The sequence below is a fragment of the Geodermatophilus telluris genome, assembly GCF_900102745.1.
Lineage (GTDB): Bacteria > Actinomycetota > Actinomycetes > Mycobacteriales > Geodermatophilaceae > Geodermatophilus > Geodermatophilus telluris.
This window is the reverse complement of the sequence record NZ_FMZF01000001.1, coordinates 1-16437: the sequence shown is the minus strand read 5'-3', so window position 1 is coordinate 16437 and position 16437 is coordinate 1. Positions and strand designations below refer to the sequence as shown.

General features: G+C 75.3%; 16 protein-coding genes. 15 read left to right on the top strand and 1 reads right to left on the bottom strand.

Annotation, left to right across the window (positions count from 1 at the left end; all coding sequences use genetic code 11):
- The first annotated feature begins 797 nt into the window (after positions 1-797).
- The 7 genes from infB (at position 798) to truB (ending at position 7226) form a co-directional block, all read left to right on the top strand.
- Positions 798-2630 (top strand): translation initiation factor IF-2, encoded by a 1833-nt coding sequence (gene infB, locus BLQ97_RS23715; RefSeq protein ID WP_245691834.1) that lies wholly within the window; start codon positions 798-800, stop codon positions 2628-2630.
- A gap of 99 nt (positions 2631-2729) precedes the next feature.
- Positions 2730-3023: a DUF503 domain-containing protein gene (locus BLQ97_RS00075; RefSeq protein ID WP_091362333.1), complete on the top strand. Its 294-nt coding sequence runs from the start codon at positions 2730-2732 to the stop codon at positions 3021-3023.
- Between the two features lie 72 nt (positions 3024-3095).
- Complete coding sequence (gene rbfA / locus BLQ97_RS00070) at positions 3096-3569, top strand: 30S ribosome-binding factor RbfA (RefSeq protein ID WP_091362332.1); 474 nt, start codon at positions 3096-3098, stop codon at positions 3567-3569.
- Positions 3570-3642: 73 nt separating this feature from the next.
- Positions 3643-3888, top strand: coding sequence for a hypothetical protein (locus BLQ97_RS00065; RefSeq protein ID WP_091363730.1), 246 nt, complete (start codon positions 3643-3645; stop codon positions 3886-3888).
- Positions 3889-3893: 5 nt separating this feature from the next.
- Complete coding sequence (locus tag BLQ97_RS00060; protein WP_245691671.1) at positions 3894-4934, top strand: DHH family phosphoesterase; 1041 nt, start codon at positions 3894-3896, stop codon at positions 4932-4934.
- Between the two features lie 91 nt (positions 4935-5025).
- Complete coding sequence (locus BLQ97_RS00055) at positions 5026-6309, top strand: MATE family efflux transporter (protein ID WP_091362331.1); 1284 nt, start codon at positions 5026-5028, stop codon at positions 6307-6309.
- Complete coding sequence (gene truB, locus BLQ97_RS00050) at positions 6306-7226, top strand: tRNA pseudouridine(55) synthase TruB (protein WP_091362330.1); 921 nt, start codon at positions 6306-6308, stop codon at positions 7224-7226. The genes BLQ97_RS00055 and truB overlap by 4 nt, the downstream gene beginning before the upstream one ends.
- Positions 7227-7234: 8 nt before the next feature.
- Here the strand turns inward: truB and BLQ97_RS00045 are convergent, their stop codons facing one another.
- Positions 7235-7912, bottom strand: a complete 678-nt coding sequence (locus tag BLQ97_RS00045; protein ID WP_245691670.1) for an HAD family hydrolase — start codon at positions 7910-7912, stop codon at positions 7235-7237.
- An 85-nt stretch (positions 7913-7997) separates the two neighbouring features.
- Between BLQ97_RS00045 and BLQ97_RS00040 the strand changes: the two genes are divergently transcribed.
- From BLQ97_RS00040 to dapB, 8 genes are all read left to right on the top strand, one after another.
- Positions 7998-8321 carry an antibiotic biosynthesis monooxygenase family protein gene (locus BLQ97_RS00040; protein WP_091362328.1) on the top strand — a complete coding sequence of 108 codons (324 nt, stop codon included), beginning with the start codon at positions 7998-8000 and terminating at the stop codon, positions 8319-8321.
- Positions 8322-8436: 115 nt separating this feature from the next.
- Positions 8437-9576 carry a branched-chain amino acid aminotransferase gene (locus BLQ97_RS00035; RefSeq protein WP_175471536.1) on the top strand — a complete coding sequence of 380 codons (1140 nt, stop codon included), beginning with the start codon at positions 8437-8439 and terminating at the stop codon, positions 9574-9576.
- Positions 9577-9596: 20 nt separating this feature from the next.
- Positions 9597-10553, top strand: coding sequence for a bifunctional riboflavin kinase/FAD synthetase (locus BLQ97_RS00030; RefSeq protein WP_091362327.1), 957 nt, complete (start codon positions 9597-9599; stop codon positions 10551-10553).
- A gap of 211 nt (positions 10554-10764) precedes the next feature.
- Entirely contained in the window at positions 10765-11034 is a 270-nt protein-coding gene (gene rpsO, locus BLQ97_RS00025; RefSeq protein ID WP_091107983.1) for a 30S ribosomal protein S15, read from the top strand.
- Between the two features lie 243 nt (positions 11035-11277).
- The gene (locus tag BLQ97_RS00020; protein ID WP_217636994.1) at positions 11278-13569 is read left to right on the top strand and encodes a polyribonucleotide nucleotidyltransferase; all 2292 of its coding nucleotides are present in this window, start codon (positions 11278-11280) and stop codon (positions 13567-13569) included.
- Positions 13570-13618: 49 nt separating this feature from the next.
- On the top strand, positions 13619-14950 hold the full coding sequence (locus tag BLQ97_RS00015) for a M16 family metallopeptidase (RefSeq protein ID WP_091363721.1): 1332 nt from the start codon (positions 13619-13621) through the stop codon (positions 14948-14950).
- Between the two features lie 11 nt (positions 14951-14961).
- Entirely contained in the window at positions 14962-15339 is a 378-nt protein-coding gene (locus BLQ97_RS00010) for a VanZ family protein (protein ID WP_217636993.1), read from the top strand.
- A 48-nt stretch (positions 15340-15387) separates the two neighbouring features.
- Complete coding sequence (dapB, locus tag BLQ97_RS00005; RefSeq protein WP_091362326.1) at positions 15388-16194, top strand: 4-hydroxy-tetrahydrodipicolinate reductase; 807 nt, start codon at positions 15388-15390, stop codon at positions 16192-16194.
- Positions 16195-16437 lie beyond the last annotated feature (243 nt).

Here is a 16437-nt window from a genome sequence, read left to right as displayed (position 1 = left end):
CCAGTGCCCCGGTGCAGCAGCCGGCCGCGCCCCAGGCGCCGGCGGCCAGTGCCCCGGTGCAGCAGCCGGCCGCCCCGCAGGGACCGCGTCCGGGTGCCCCCGCGCCGCGCCCGACCGGCGGTCCGGTGCCCGGCGGCGCGCGTCCGGGTGCCCCGCGCCCGGCGGCTCCCGGTGCGCCGCGTCCCGGCGCCCCCGGTGCCGGTCCGGCCGGGCCCGGTGCCGGCCCGCGTCCGGGTCCCCGCCCGGCTCCGCGCCCGGGCAACAACCCGTTCAGCAGCGCCCCGCGGCCTGGTCCGGCCGCCGGCGGCCCGCGTCCCGGCCCCGCGGCCGGCGGTCCCCGGCCCGGTCCCGGCGCCGGCGGTCCGCGTCCCGCGCCGGGTGCCGGCGGTCCCCGTCCCGGTGGCCCGCGTCCGGGTCCCGGCGCCGGCGGTCCGCGTCCGGCCGCCGGTCCCGGCGGTCCCCGGCCGAACCCGGGGATGATGCCGCAGCGGCCCTCGCCCGGCATGATGCCGCCGCGTCCGGCCGGTGCCGGCCGCCCCGGCGGCGGCCCCGGTGGCCCCGGTGGCCGTGGCCGTCCGGGTGCACCCGGCGGTGGCGGCTTCCGTCCCGGCGGCGGCGGTGGCCCCGGTGGCGGCGGCGCGCCGGCCGGCGGTGGCTTCCGCAGTGGCGGCGGCGGTCGCGGCCGCGGTCGCGGTGGTTCCGGTGCGGGTACCGCGGGTGCCTTCGGGCGTCCCGGTGGCCGCGGTCCGGTCCGCGGGCGCAAGAGCAAGAAGCAGCGGCGTCAGGAGTTCGACTCCATGGCGGCGCCCAGCATGGGCGGCGTCAGCCTGCCGCGTGGCCACGGGCAGGTCGTCCGGCTGCCCCGCGGCGCCTCGCTGACCGACCTCGCCGAGAAGATCGGCGCGCAGCCGGCCGCGCTGGTCACCGCCTTGTTCCACCTGGGCGAGATGGTCACCGCGACCCAGTCGGTGAACGAGGACACCCTGCAGCTGCTCGGTGCCGAGATCGAGTGGGACATCCAGGTCGTCAGCCCGGAGGACGAGGACCGCGAGCTCCTCGAGACCTTCGACCTCACCTTCGGCGACGAGGGTGACGAGGCCGACTGGGAGGCCCGCCCGCCGGTCGTCACGGTCATGGGCCACGTCGACCACGGGAAGACGAAGCTCCTCGACGCCATCCGCAACACCAACGTGGTGGCGCGGGAGGCCGGTGGCATCACGCAGCACATCGGCGCCTACCAGATCGTCACCGAGCTGGAGGACTACGAGCGGCCGATCACCTTCATCGACACCCCGGGTCACGAGTCGTTCACCGCGATGCGTGCCCGCGGCGCGAAGGTGACCGACATCGTCATCCTGGTCGTGGCGGCCGACGACGGCGTCATGCCGCAGACGGTCGAGGCGCTCAACCACGCCCAGGCCGCCGAGGTGCCGATCGTGGTCGCGGTCAACAAGATCGACAAGGAGGGGGCCAACCCCGCCAAGATCCGCCAGCAGCTCACCGAGTACGGCCTGGTGGCCGAGGAGTACGGCGGCGACACGATGTTCGTCGACGTCTCCGCGACCACGCGCCAGGGCATCGACGAGCTGCTCACGGCGATCCTGCTGACCGCCGACGCCTCCCTGGACCTGCGCGCGAACACCGAGCAGGACCCGCAGGGCGTCGTCATCGAGGGCAAGCTGGACAAGGGCCGGGGCCCCGTCGCCACGGTGCTGGTCCAGCGCGGCACGCTCCGCCAGGGCGACTCGATCGTCGCCGGCGACGCCTACGGGCGCGTCCGGTCGCTGCTCGACGAGCACGGCAACAAGCTCAAGGAGGCCCTGCCGGCCCGTCCCGTGCAGGTCGTGGGGCTCACCTCGGTGCCGCGTGCCGGTGACACCTTCCTCGTCGTCGAGGAGGACCGCGTCGCCCGGCAGATCGCCGACCGTCGTCAGGCCCGCATCCGCAACGCGCAGAACGCCTCCATGCGCAAGCGGATCAGCCTCGAGGACCTCGACGCCGCGCTCAAGGAGAGCCGCCAGCTCAACCTGATCATCAAGGGCGACAACTCGGGCACCGTGGAGGCGCTCGAGGAGGCCCTGATGAAGATCGAGGTGAGCGACGACATCTCGCTGCGGGTCATCCACCGCGGCGTCGGCGGCATCACCAAGAGCGACATCGACCTGGCGCTGGCCGACGACGTCATCGTCCTGGGCTTCAACGTCCGGGCCGAGGGTCAGGCGACCGAGCTCGCCAGCCGCGAGGGTGTCGACGTCCGGTACTACTCGGTCATCTACCAGGCGATCGAGGAGATCGAGGCGGCCCTCAAGGGCATGCTCAAGCCGGAGTACGAGGAGGTCGCGCTCGGCACGGCGGAGGTCCGCGAGGTCTTCCGGGTGCCGCGCATCGGCAACGTGGCCGGTTCCATCGTCCGCAGCGGCACGATCACCCGGAACTCCAAGGCCCGGCTGGTCCGGGACGGGGTGGTCGTCGCCGACAACCTCAGCGTCGAGTCGCTGCGCCGGTTCAAGGACGACGTCACCGAGGTCCGCGACGGCTACGAGTGCGGTATCGGGCTCGGGTCGTTCAACGACATCAAGGTCGAGGACGTCATCGAGACGTTCGAGATGCGCGAGAAGCCGCGCGCGTAGCACACAGCGACGTCAGGGTCCCTGCAGGAGGGTTTCGGCCCTCCTGCAGGGACCCGGTGCGGGCGTGCGAGCGCTGAGGGGCAGGAGGGTCCTTCCACCGTGTTCACGGGGGCGCTGACCGCCGACCTGCTGCTCGGCGACGTCCACTCGCTCAAGGGCAAGCGCGCCGTCGTCCGGCCCATCGTGGCCGAGCTGCGGCGCCGCTTCGCCGTCGCGGCGGCCGAGGTGGGCGACCTCGACCTGCACCGGCGCGTGCAGGTAGGGGTCGCCACGGTCGCGGGGGACGCCGGCCAGGTGACCGACGTCCTCGACGCCTGCGAGCGGTTGCTGGCCGAGCGGCCGGAGGTGACCCTGCTGTCGACGCACCGGCAGTTGTTCTCCGACTCCGACTAGACGAAGGACCCCCCGCTCCCTGCCCGACCCGGGCGCGCCTCGTGGCGTGCCCCCGATCCCCGGAGGTCCGCCGTGGCCGACCCCGCCCGCGCCCGCAAGCTCGCCGTGCGCATCCGACAGATCGTCTCCGCCGCGATCGAGTCGCAGATCAAGGACCCCCGGCTGGGCATGGTCACCGTGACCGACGCGCGCGTCACCAGCGACCTGCGCGAGGCCACGGTCTTCTACACCGTCTACGGCGACGACACCGCGGTCGCCGACTCCGCCAAGGCGCTGGCCTCGGCCACCGGGGTGCTGCGCTCGACCGTGGGCCGGCAGACCGGCATCAAGTTCGTGCCGACGCTGGCGTTCGTGGCCGACCACGTCCCCGACACCGCCCGGGAGCTCGACGAGGCGCTCGAGCGGGTCCGGCACGCCGACGCCGAGCTCGCCCGGCTGCGCGAGCACGCCACCTACGCCGGCGACGCCGACCCCTACCGGCACCCCGAGGACGACGACGACCCCGAGGACGTCGAGTCCTCCTCCGAGCAGAGGAGCGCCTCGTGAGCGAGCTCGCGAGCTCACGCGATGACACAGCAGCGCCGCGAACGCGGCCGACGAGCGCCAGCGAGGAGGCCTCGTGAGCGAGAACGACCCCGACCCGTACCTGCCCGCCGAGGGACAGGGCCGCTCCGAGCTCGGCGGCCGCGTCGAGCCCAACGCCGGCGACCCGACCGACGGCGGCCGCGAGGGCCGGATCGGCGAGGCGCCCAGCATCGCCGCGGACGAGCCGGGCGACGGCGGTCCCGCGCTGCCGCCCGGCGGCGGCCGGGTCGCGGAGGACACCGACGCCGCGCCGGTCGCCGACCCCGGCCCGGACGCCTGACCCCGGTGCCGCTCCCGTCCCCCACCGGGCGCACCCCCGCCGCCGTGCTGGCCGCGGCGGCCGACGCCCGGGCCACCGTCGTCCTCTCCGGGCACGTGCAGCCCGACGCCGACGCCCTGGGCAGCACGCTCGCCCTCGCCGAGGGCCTGCGCCGCCGCGGCGCCCGCGTGCTGGCCACCTTCCCCGGCCCGCCCACGCTGCCGGCCTCCCTCGGCTGGCTGCCCGGCGCCGAGGGGCTGGTGCCCTCGACCGCGGTGCCGGCGGCGCCCGACGTCTTCGTCGGCCTCGACGCCGCCTCCCCGGGCCGGCTCGGGGAGCTCGCCGCGGTGCTCGACCGCGCCGGCACCTCGGTGGTGCTCGACCACCACGCCAGCAACCCCGGCTTCGGCGACGTCCGCCTCGTCGACCCCGCCGCGCCGGCCACCGTGGTCCTGGTCGCCGCGCTGCTCGACGAGCTCGGCGTCGACCTCGACGCGCAGCTGGCCACGCTGCTCTACGCCGGGCTGGCCGCCGACACCGGGTCCTTCCGGTTCGGCAGCACCCGCCCCGACACCCACCACCTCGCCGCCCGGCTGCTCGGCACCGGCATCGACCACGCCGCGATCAGCCGGCGGCTGTTCGACACCGCCCCCTTCGGCTGGCTGCGCCTGCTCTCGGCGGTGACCGGCCGCGCGGCGCTCGAGCCCGAGGTCGGCGACGGGCTGGTGTGGACCTGGTCGAGCACCGCCGAGGCCGCCGAGCACGGGCTGCCCGGCGAGCAGCTCGAGGCGCTCGTCGACGTCGTCCGCAGCACCGCCGAGGCCGACGTCGCCTGCGTCCTCAAGGGCCAGGACGACGGCACGTGGTCGGTGTCGCTGCGCTCCCGCGGGGCCACCGACGTCGCCCGGGTGGCGATGGCCCTCGGCGGCGGGGGACACCGCGCCGCGGCCGGCTTCACCTCCCACCTCGACCGCGAGGGCACCGTCGAGCTGGTCCGCCGGCAGCTCCGCGCACCGTCGGCCTCCGGTCCCCGACCGCGTCCACGTGCCGTCCCCGACCGGCGCTGAGCCCACCCCGGGTACCGCGTCGGGGAGCCTCCGGCCCCCGCGCCGCGGCACCCGCGCTCCCGCGGCGGCTCCTCCGCCGCGCGGTCCGGGCGTGCTCGCGCTGGCCGTCCCGGCGCTGGTGGTGCTGGCCGCGGAGCCGCTCTACCTGCTCGTCGACACCGCCGTGGTGGGCAACCTCGGCACCGTCCCGCTCGGCGGGCTGGCCGTCGGGGGCGGCCTGCTGGCCTGGGCGGCGGCCCTGCTCAACTTCCTCGCCTACGGCACCACCGCCCGCGCGGCCCGCCGGGCCGGGGCCGGTGACCACGCGGGTGCCGTCGCCGAGGGCGTGCAGGCCACCTGGCTGGCGCTGCTGCTCGGCGCCGCCGTCGTGCTGCTGTTCCAGGTGCTCGCCGGGCCGCTGACCCGCGCGCTCGCCGGCGGGCCCGGTGACGTCGCCGCCGCCGGCGAGCAGTGGCTGCGCGTCGCCGGGTGCGGCGCACCCCTGCTGCTGGTGTCCCTGGCCGGCAACGGCTGGCTGCGCGGCGTGCAGGACCTGCGCCGTCCGGTGCGCTTCGTCCTCGCCGGGAGCCTGCTCAGCCTGGTGCTGTGCCCGCTGCTGGTGCACCCGGCCGGCCTCGGGCTGCCCGGCTCCGCGGTCGCCAACCTCGCCGGTCAGTCGCTGACGGCGGCGCTGTTCGTGCGGGCGCTGCTGCGCGAGGGCGCCGACTGGCGCTTCCGCCCGGCCGCCGTCCGTGCGCAGCTGGTCCTCGGCCGCGACCTGCTTCTGCGCGCCACCGTGCTGCAGCTGGCCTTCCTCGTGGCCGCCGGCGTCGCCGCGCGCACCGGGCAGGCGGCCCTCGGGGCGCACCAGATCGCCCTGCAGCTGTTCCTGTTCCTCGCGCTGGTCCTCGACGCCTACGCCATCGCCGCGCAGACCCTGGTCGGCCACGCGCTCGGCGCCGGGCGGCCGGACGAGGCCCGCGCGACCGCCCGCAGGGTCGTGCTGTGGGGCCTGGGCACCGGCGTGCTGGTCGCCGCCGTGCTGCTGGCCGGCCGCGACCTCGTCGTCCCGCTGTTCACCGACGACCCCGCCGTCCGCGCGCAGGCCGGGCTGGTCTGGTGGTTCCTCGCCGGCTTCCAGCCGCTCGCCGGGGTGGTGTTCGCCTTGGACGGCGTGCTCATGGGCGCCGGCGACGTCGGCTACCTGCGCACGGTCACCGTGGGCGCGGCCCTCGTCGGCTTCCTGCCGCTGTCCCTGCTGTCCGGGCCGCTGGGGTGGGGACTGGCCGGCGTGTGGACCGGCCTGACGCTGTTCATCGCGCTGCGGCTGGTCGCCGTCGTCGTCCGGGTGGCGGGGGAGAGGTGGCTGACCGCGCCTGCCACGGTGGGCGCATGAGCCGCCGCCGCGCCGCCGACGCCGACGTGACCCCGGGCGTCCTGCTGGTCGACAAGCCCGGCGGGATGACCTCCCACGACGTCGTCGCCCGGGCCCGCCGCGTGCTCTCGGTGCGGCGGGTGGGCCACGCCGGCACCCTCGACCCGATGGCCACCGGCCTGCTCGTGCTCGGCGTCGGCGCGGCCACCCGCCTGCTGGGCCACCTCGGCGGCGCGGACAAGGTCTACGAGGCCACGATCCGCCTCGGGCAGACGACGGTCACCGACGACCGCGAGGGCGAGGTGCTGACGACGACGCCGGCCGGGCACCTCGACGACGCCGCCGTCCGCGCGGCGCTGGCCGGCCAGACCGGGCCGCTGCTGCAGGTGCCCTCGGCGGTGAGCGCGGTCAAGGTCGGCGGCCGCCGCAGCTACGACCGCGTGCGCGCCGGCGAGGAGGTCGTGCTGGAGCCGCGCCCGGTCACCGTGCACCGCATCGACGTGCACGCGGTCACCCGGCCGGCCCCGGACCTGGTCGACGTCGCGGTCAGCGTGGCCTGCACCGCCGGCACCTACGTGCGCGCCATCGCCCGCGACGCCGGGGCGGCACTCGGCGTGGGCGGTCACCTCACCGCGCTGCGCCGCACCGCCTCCGGCCCGTTCACCACCGCCCAGGCCGCGCCGGTCGAGGAGGCCGCGGCCGCGCTGGCCGCGGGCGGCGGCCCCGGCACCCTCTCGCTCCCCGACGCCGCGACGGCGGTCTACCCCGAGCGGCGGCTCACCGACGACGAGGCACGCGCCCTCGGGTACGGGCAGCGCATCGCGGCCACCGGACGGCCGGGGCTGTCCGCCGCGATCGACCCCGCCGGCCGGCTCGTGGCCCTGGTCGAGGACGCCGGTTCCACCGCCCGGGTCTCGGTGGGCTTCCCGCCGGCCTAGCCGACGAGCTAGCCGACGAGCTTGCCGACCAGCGAGTCGTCGAGGTGCTCGAGCAGGTCGGCCGGGGTGGCGTAGACCTCGTCGGCGCCCTCCTCGAGCAGCTCCTGCCGCGAGATGCCGCCGCAGGTCAGCGCGATGCAGGGGAAGCCCGCGTCCCGGGCCGCCCGCACGTCCCAGACGGTGTCGCCGACCGCGACGGTGCGGGCGGGGTCGAGGCCGTGCGCCTCGGCGGCGGTGCGCAGCAGGTCCGGCGCGGGCTTGGCCGACTCGACGTCGGCCGAGGTGGTCGCCCCGTCGACGACGTCCTCGCCACCGATCGCCGGCACCATCCACTCGAGGTCGGACTCCTTGCCGCTGGTGGCCAGCACCACGGCCAGGCCCCGCTCCCGGCAGGCGGCGAGCAGCTCGTCCACGCGCGGGAAGGCGGCCACCAGCTCCCGCAGCGGCTCGTAGCGGCGGGTCTTGGCCTCGGAGACCTCCTCGGCGTCGGACGCGCCCTCGCCGAGCAGGTGGGTGACCAGCTGCTCGCTGGCGATGCCGATCGCGCGGTGGCAGTCGGCCATGGACACGTCGTCGTGCCCGGTGTCGCGGAAGGCCTGCCACCAGGCCAGCACCTGCAGGTAGTTGGTGTCGAGCAGGGTGCCGTCGACGTCGAGGAGCACGCCGGGCCGCTTCTCCGGGGTCACCGCGCCATCCTCACCCCGGCCGGGGACCCCCGCAGGAGGTGGCCGGCGGTGGTTGGCCGGCACCGCTGCCGGGAAGGGGGCGTCCATGAGCGTCGTCAAGATCAACGCGATCAGCGTCCCGCCCCACGCCCAGGAGCGCTTCGAGGAGCGCTTCCGCGGCCGCGCCGGCGCCGTGGAGAAGACCCCCGGCTTCGAGTGGTTCGAGCTGCTGCGCCCGCTGGAGGGCACCGACCAGTACCTGGTCTACACGCGGTGGTCGAGCGAGGAGGCCTACCGCGCCTGGGAGGGCGGGCAGGACTTCGCCCGGGCGCACGAGGGCGGCGGCGACGAGCTGGCCCCCGCGGCGAGCGACTCGCACCACCTGTGGTCCTACGAGGTGATCGAGAGCTCCGCGCCCGACCGGCCCTGACCTGCCCGGGGGAGCCGGCGGCGGTCGGCTCCCGGCCGCCGCCGGGCCCGGCGCTACTGTGAACGGCGGGCCGGTCGTCCGCCGGTCCTGCCCCGAGCTCGCCCAGGTGGGAGACATGACCGACACGCTCGCCGACAGCCGCACCTCGTCCCGGGTCTTCACCGAGGGTGTGCCGGTGACCGTGGAGGACGTGTCCCGTCGCCCGGCCGCCGAGCGCGAGGCGGTGCTGGCCGACCCCGGCTTCGGCCGGCACTTCACCGACTCCATGTTCGTGGCCCGCTACACCGCCGGCCGCGGCTGGCACGACGCCCGCCTGACGCAGTACGCGCCGCTGCAGGTCGACCCGGCCACCGCGGCGCTGCACTACGCGCAGTCGATCTTCGAGGGGCTCAAGGCCTACGCCCAGCCCGACGGCAGCGTGGCCACCTTCCGCCCCGAGGCCAACGCCGCCCGCTTCGCGCGCGGTGCCCGCCGGCTGGCCATGCCGCCGGTGCCCGAGGAGGCGTTCCTCGCCGCCGTCGACGCGCTCGTCGACGCCGACCGCGACTGGGTGCCCACCGGCCCCGACCAGACGCTCTACATCCGGCCCTACCAGCTCGCCAGCGAGCCCTTCCTGGGTGTGCGGCCGGCGCACGAGTACCTCTTCCTGGTCATCGCCAGCCCCGCCGGCGCCTACTTCCCGCGCGGTGTGCACCCGGTGTCGGTCTACCTGTCGGAGGACTACATCCGGGCCGCGCCCGGCGGCACCGGCGACGTCAAGTGCGCCGGCAACTACGCCGCCAGCCTGCTGGCGCAGGAGCAGGCCATCGAGGCCGGCTGCGACCAGGTGGTGTGGCTCGACGCGGTGGAGAAGCGCTACGTCGAGGAGATGGGCGGGATGAACCTGTTCTTCGTCCTCGGCTCCGGCGACGACGCCGAGCTGGTCACGCCGGAGCTCACCGGCACGCTGCTGCCCGGCATCACCCGCGACTCGCTGATCGCCGTCGCCCGCGAGCGGGGCGTGCGGGTCACCGAGCGCCGGTTCAGCGTCGACGAGTGGCGCTCCGGCGTCGCCGACGGCACGGTCACCGAGACCTTCGCCTGCGGCACCGCCGCCGTCATCACCCCGGTCGGGCAGGTCAGGGCCCGCACCGGCGACTTCACCGTCGGCACCGGCGAGCCCGGCCCGGTCACCACGGGCCTGCGCGAGCACCTGCTCGACATCCAGCACGGCCGGGTGCCCGACACCCACGGCTGGCTGCACCGGGTCGCCTGAGCGACCCGGGTCCTGACGACGTGCGCCGCTGGCGGGGACTGCAGGCGACCCCCGGCGACCTGGGCCGCACGGTGGTCACCATCGGCATGTACGACGGCGTCCACCGCGGCCACCAGGAGCTGATCGGCACCGCGGTGGCCCGCGCCCGCGCCCTCGGCCGGCCCTGCGTGCTGGTCACCTTCGACCCGCACCCCACCGAGGTGGTCCGCCCCGGGACGCACCCGGCGATCCTCACCTCGCTCGACCGCAAGGCCGAGCTGGTCGCCGGTCTCGGCGTCGACGCGATGTGCGTCCTGCCGTTCACCCAGGAGTTCAGCCGGTGGACGCCCGAGGAGTTCACCCACGCGGTGCTGGTGGAGGACCTGCACGCGGCGGCCGTCGTCGTCGGGGAGAACTTCACCTACGGGCACAAGGCGGCCGGCAGCGTCGCGACGCTCACCCAGGACGGCCGCCGGTTCGGCTTCGCCGTGGAGGGCCTACCCCTCGCCGGCGACTCCTCGGCCGACGGCGAGGTCACCATCTCCTCGACCTACATCCGCGCCTGCGTCGCCGCGGGCGACATGGCGAGCGCCGCCCGGGCGCTGGGCCGGCCGCACCGGGTCGACGGCGTCGTCGTCCGGGGGGAGCGGCGCGGCCGCGAGCTGGGCTACCCGACGGCGAACGTGGAGAGCCCGCCCTTCACCGCCATCCCCGCCGACGGCGTCTACGCCGGGTCGCTGGTCACCCGCGACCTCGCCGGGCGCACGGTCGACAGCCGCCCCGCGGCCGTCTCGGTGGGCACCAACCCGACCTTCCAGGGCACGCGGCGCACCGTCGAGGCGCACGTCCTCGACTTCTCCGGCGACCTCTACGGCGAGCACGTCGGCGTGGAGTTCGTCGAGCGGCTGCGGCCGATGACCTCCTTCGCCGGGGTCGACGAGCTCGTCGCCACGATGGCCGACGACGTCACCCGCACCCGCGCCGTCCTCGGGGTGTGACACCGCGGTCCCCCGGACCGCACCGCGACCACGTGCCGTCCCCGGGCCCCGCTCGCCGGGACCGCGCTCGGGGGAGCCGGCCCGCACCGCGACGGGGACCCCGCCGGCCCGCTGGTAGTCTGCGAGACGCCGTGTGTGCACGGCGATGTGTGTCACCTGCCCCCGTGAGTCAGACCGGGGGCCACACGAGAACCGGCCAGGAGGCCCGTCCATGGCGCTCGACAGCGCGACGAAGCAGCAGATCATGACCGACTACGCGACGGTCGAGCGGGACACGGGCTCGCCCGAGGTCCAGGTCGCGATGCTCACCCGCCGGATCAGCGACCTGACCGAGCACCTCAAGCAGCACAAGCACGACCACCACAGCCGCCGGGGCCTGCTGCTCCTGGTCGGCCGTCGTCGCCGGCTGCTGAACTACCTGGCCAAGACCGACATCAGCCGGTACCGGTCGCTCATCGAGCGGCTCGGTCTGCGCCGCTGACCCCGGAGGGGGCCGTCCCACCGGGACGGTCCCCTCTCTCGTGGGGCACCCGCCCCGCGAGCCCCGGCGCCCCGCCGCGCGCGCCGACGCTGATCGGTCCTCGGTGGTGGCCCCCGGGTGTGCCCCTCCTCGACGGAGGGAACGACCCCGGGGGCTTCGATCGAAGACCGGTCACCCGGCAGCAGTCCGGCGCAGGACGCCACGAAGAGGACGTCGCCGCATGCGACGCAGGAAGAGGACGACGTGTCCGCACCCACCACCCAGGGCAGCCAGGCCACCAACGGCGTGGCTGCCGAGTACGACCCCGAGGACGGCGTCACCACCGCCACCGCCGTCATCGACAACGGCAGCCGCGGCAGCCGCAGCATCACCTTCGAGACCGGGCGGCTGGCCAAGCAGGCCGCCGGCTCGGTCGTCGTCACCTCGGGCGACACCATGCTGCTGTCGGCCACCACGGCCGGCCGGCAGCCCAAGGAGCACTTCGACTTCTTCCCGCTGACGGTCGACGTCGAGGAGCGGATGTACGCCGCCGGGCGCATCCCCGGCTCCTTCTTCCGCCGCGAGGGCCGCCCCAGCGAGGACGCGATCCTCACCTGCCGGCTCATCGACCGCCCGCTGCGCCCCACCTTCGCCAAGGGCCTGCGCAACGAGGTCCAGGTCGTCATCACCGTCCTGGCGCTCGACCCCGACCACCTCTACGACGTGCTGGCGATCAACGGCGCCTCGGCCTCGACCCAGCTGTCGGGCCTGCCGTTCTCCGGCCCGGTCGGCGGCACCCGCGTCGCGCTGATCGACGGCCAGTGGGTCGGCTTCCCGACGCACGCCGAGCTCGAGGACGCCGTCTTCGACATGGTCGTCGCCGGCCGCCTGCTGCCCGACGGCGACGTCGCGATCATGATGGTCGAGGCCGAGGCCACCGAGAAGACCGTCCAGCTGGTCGCCGGCGGCGCGTCCGCCCCGACCGAGGAGGTCGTCGCGCAGGGCCTCGAGGCCGCCAAGCCCTTCATCAAGGCGCTGTGCGAGGCCCAGTCGGCCCTGGCCGAGAAGGCCGCCAAGCCGGTCGCGGAGTTCCCGCGCTTCCTCGACTACCAGGACGACGTCTACGCCGCCGTCGAGTCCGCCGCCCTCGAGCGGCTGACGCAGGCCCAGGCGATCGCCGCCAAGCAGGAGCGCAACGACGCCACCGACGCGCTCAAGGACGAGGTCGCCGCCTCGCTGGCCGAGCAGTTCGCCGGCCGCGAGAAGGAGGTGTCGGCCGCCTTCCGCGCCGTCACCAAGAAGGTCGTCCGCCAGCGCATCCTCCGCGACAAGGTCCGCATCGACGGCCGCGGCGTCACCGACATCCGGCCGCTGTCGGCCGAGGTCGAGGTCGTCCCGCGGGTGCACGGCTCGGCGCTGTTCGAGCGCGGCGAGACCCAGATCCTGGGCATCACCACGCTCAACATGCTTCGGATGGAGCAGCAGCTGGACACGCTGTCGCCCGAGACGCGCAAGCGGTACATGCACAACTACAACTTCCCGCCGTACTCCACCGGCGAGACCGGCCGCGTGGGCTCCCCCAAGCGGCGCGAGATCGGCCACGGCGCGCTCGCCGAGCGGGCGCTGCTGCCGGTGCTGCCCGACCGCGAGGAGTTCCCCTACGCGATCCGGCAGGTGTCCGAGGCGCTGGGCTCCAACGGCTCGACGTCGATGGGCTCGGTCTGCGCCTCCACCCTGTCGCTGCTCAACGCCGGTGTGCCGCTGCGCGCCCCGGTCGCGGGCATCGCGATGGGCCTGGTCTCCGACGAGGTCGACGGGAAGACGCAGTACGTCGCGCTGACCGACATCCTCGGCGCCGAGGACGCCTTCGGTGACATGGACTTCAAGGTCGCCGGCACCAAGGACTTCGTCACGGCGCTGCAGCTGGACACCAAGCTCGACGGCATCCCGTCCGACGTGCTCGCCCAGGCGCTGACCCAGGCCCGCGCCGCCCGGCTGCACATCCTCGACGTGATGAACGAGGCCATCGACGCCCCCGACGAGATGAGCCCGTACGCCCCGCGCGTGACGACGGTGCGCATCCCGGTCGACAAGATCGGTGCGGTCATCGGCCCCAAGGGCCAGATGATCAACTCGATCCAGGACGAGACCGGCGCGGACATCACCATCGAGGACGACGGCACGATCTACGTCGGCGCCTCCGACGGTCCCTCGGCCCAGGCCGCGGTGGACCGCATCAACGCGATCGCCAACCCGCAGATGCCGAAGGTCGGGGAGCGCTTCCTCGGCACCGTCGTCAAGACCACGCCGTTCGGCGCCTTCGTCTCGCTGCTGCCGGGCAAGGACGGCCTGGTCCACATCAGCAAGCTCGGTGGCGGCAAGCGCATCGGCAAGGTCGAGGACGTGGTGAACGTCGGCGACAAGCTGCAGGTCGAGATCACCGACATCGACGCCCGCGGCAAGATCAGCCTCGTCCCGGTGGCCGCCGAGGCCGCCGGCGACGGTGCTGCCGCCGGTGACGCGGCCGCCCCGGCCGACGCACCCGCGGAGGCCTGACACGGCCGCCGACCCGACGACGACCGGGGCCGGGACGGGCACGGGGTCTGTGGACCTCGGGCTCGTCCCGGCCCCGGTCGGTGTGCCCTCCGTCCTCGACGTCGACGACGACGGCGGCCGGGTGGAGCGCACGGTGCTCCCCGGTGGGCTGCGGGTGCTCACCGAGACGATGCCCGGCGTCCTGTCCGCGACCCTCGGCATCTGGGTCGGCGTGGGCTCCCGCGACGAGAGCGACCGCGTCGCCGGCGCCTCGCACTTCCTCGAGCACCTGCTGTTCAAGGGCACCCGCAGCCGCAGCGCGCTGGAGATCGCGACGGCGATGGACGCCGTCGGCGGTGAGATGAACGCCTTCACCGCCAAGGAGCACACCTGCTACTACGCCAACGTGCTCGCCAGCGACCTGCCGCTGGCGGTCACGCTGCTCGGCGACCTGGTCACCGAGGCGCTCAACACCGCCGAGGACCTGGAGTCCGAGCGGACGGTGGTGCTCGAGGAGATCGCCATGCGCGACGACGAGCCCTCCGACCTGGTGCACGACCTGTTCGCCGAGACGCTCTTCGGCGGCGGCCCGCTCGGCCGCTCGGTGCTGGGCAGCGTCGAGTCGATCGAGGGCCTGACCCGCGACGACGTCGACGGCTGGTACCGCTCGCGCTACGCCGCCCCCTCGATGGTGGTCACCGCCGCCGGGCGGGTGGACCACCAGCAGGTGGTCGACCTGGTGACGGCGGTCTTCGGCGGCCGGCTCGCCGGAGACGGAGTGCCCGCCCCGCTGCGCCGGGGGGACGACGCCGCCCTCGAGCGGCCCGCCCGGCCGACCGGGCTGGTGTCGCGCCGCACCGAGCAGACGCACCTGCTGGTGGGCAGCCTGGGCCTGAGCCGCTTCGACGACCGGCGCTACGCCGCGGCGGTGCTGGAGACCGCGGTCGGCGGCGGGATGAGCTCGCGGCTCTTCCAGGAGGTCCGGGAGAAGCGCGGGCTCGTCTACAGCGTCGGCTCGGCGCTGACCTCCTACGCCGGCACCGGCTCCTTCTCGGTCTACGCCGCCTGCTCCAAGAAGCGGGTGCCCGAGGTGCTGCGCCTGGTCCGCGAGGAGCTGGCGCGCGTGGCCGCCGACGGGCTCACCGCCGAGGAGGTCGCCCGCGGCCGCGGGCAGCTGCGCGGCGGGACCGTGCTGGGCCTGGAGGACACCGGGTCGCGGATGAGCCGGCTGGGCAAGAGCGAGCTCTCGCACGGGGAGTACGTGCCGGTGCGCGAGGTGCTCGAGCGGATCGCCGCCGTCGACGAGGAGCAGGTGCGAGCCGTCGCCGCCGACCTGCTCACCCGGGAGACCTGCCTGGCGGTCGTCGGCCCCTACCGCGCCGCCGACCTCGACCGGCTCTGAGCGGCGCGACCGTGGCCACCCGGCGCCCGCACCCCGCGCTGCGGGTGCACGGTGCGCTGTCCCGCGGCGCGTTCGCCGTGACGGTGCTCGTCTCGCTGGCGGTGCTGTTCGCCCCGGCCTCGGACGTGCCCGCCGCGCCGCCCGGGGTGGACAAGGTCGTGCACCTGGCGCTGTTCCTGGCGCTGGCGGTCGCGGGGCGGTGGTCGGGCGTCCGCCCGGTGCCCCTCGGCGTCCTGCTGCTGGCCTACGGCGCGGTGAGCGAGGTGGTCCAGGCGGTGTCGGCCCTGGCGCGGTCGGGCTCGGTGCTCGACTGGCTGGCCGACGCCGCGGGGGTCGGTCTGGGCCTGCTGGCGTGGTCCGTGGGGGAGCGACGCGCCGCCGTCCGCTGACGGGGACCCGGTGTTGCACCCCGACCGGGCGCCGGGAAGCCTGACCCGGTGACCACGACGCCACCCGCACCCGACCACCAGGCCGCCGGCGTCCCCGCGGCCGAACCGCCGCGGACGGCGGTCGGCGTGCTCGGTGCCCGTGGGCGCATGGGCACCGAGGTGGTGCGCGCGGTCGACGCCGCCGACGACCTCGAGCTGGTCGCGATGGTCGACGAGGGCGACTGGTTGTTCAACGTGGCCGACGCCGGCGCCCAGGTGGTCGTGGACTTCACCCGTCCCGACGTGGTCATGGACAACATCCGGTTCTGCATCGACCAGGGCATCCACTGCGTCGTCGGCACGACCGGCTTCGACGAGCAGCGGCTGGCCACGGTGGCGCAGTGGCTGGAGCCCAAGCCGGACGTCGGCGTGGTGATCGCCCCGAACTTCGGCATCGGCGCGGTGCTGCTCATGCGCTTCGCGCAGGAGGCGGCCCGGTTCTTCCCCTCCACCGAGGTCGTCGAGCTGCACCACCCGAACAAGGTCGACGCCCCCTCGGGGACGGCGGTGCGGACGGCCCGCCTCGTGGCCGCGGCCCGCAGGTCGGCCGGCCTGCCCCCCGCGCCCGACGCCACCACCGACGCCCTGCCCGGCGCCCGTGGGGCCGACGTCGAGGGGATCCCCGTGCACGCGGTGCGCCTCACCGGGCTCGTCGCCCACCAGGAGGTGCTGATGGGAGCGGCGGGGGAGACCCTGACCCTCCGGCACGACTCCTTCGACCGCGCGTCCTTCATGCCGGGCGTGCTCCTGGCCGTGCGCGAGATCGGCCGCCGCCCCGGCCTGACCGTGGGGATCGAGTCCTTCCTCGGCCTCTGACCGGCCCCACGCGGCGTGACGGGGACCCCGCGTGCACGACCCCGGGAGGTCGTGTACTGTTCTCTTCGCGCCGGACGGGGCCGAGAGGCCCGCGGAGAGCACCCCAGCGGTGCAGACCTCCGCGAGACGGCGTAGAGTGGGACAAGCCGCCTCCGACAGAGCCCGAGAGGGTCGAGTTGGTGTGCGTCCGCTCCTTGAGAACTCAACAGCGTGCCGAAAGTCAGTGCCAAGTAATACCCCGTC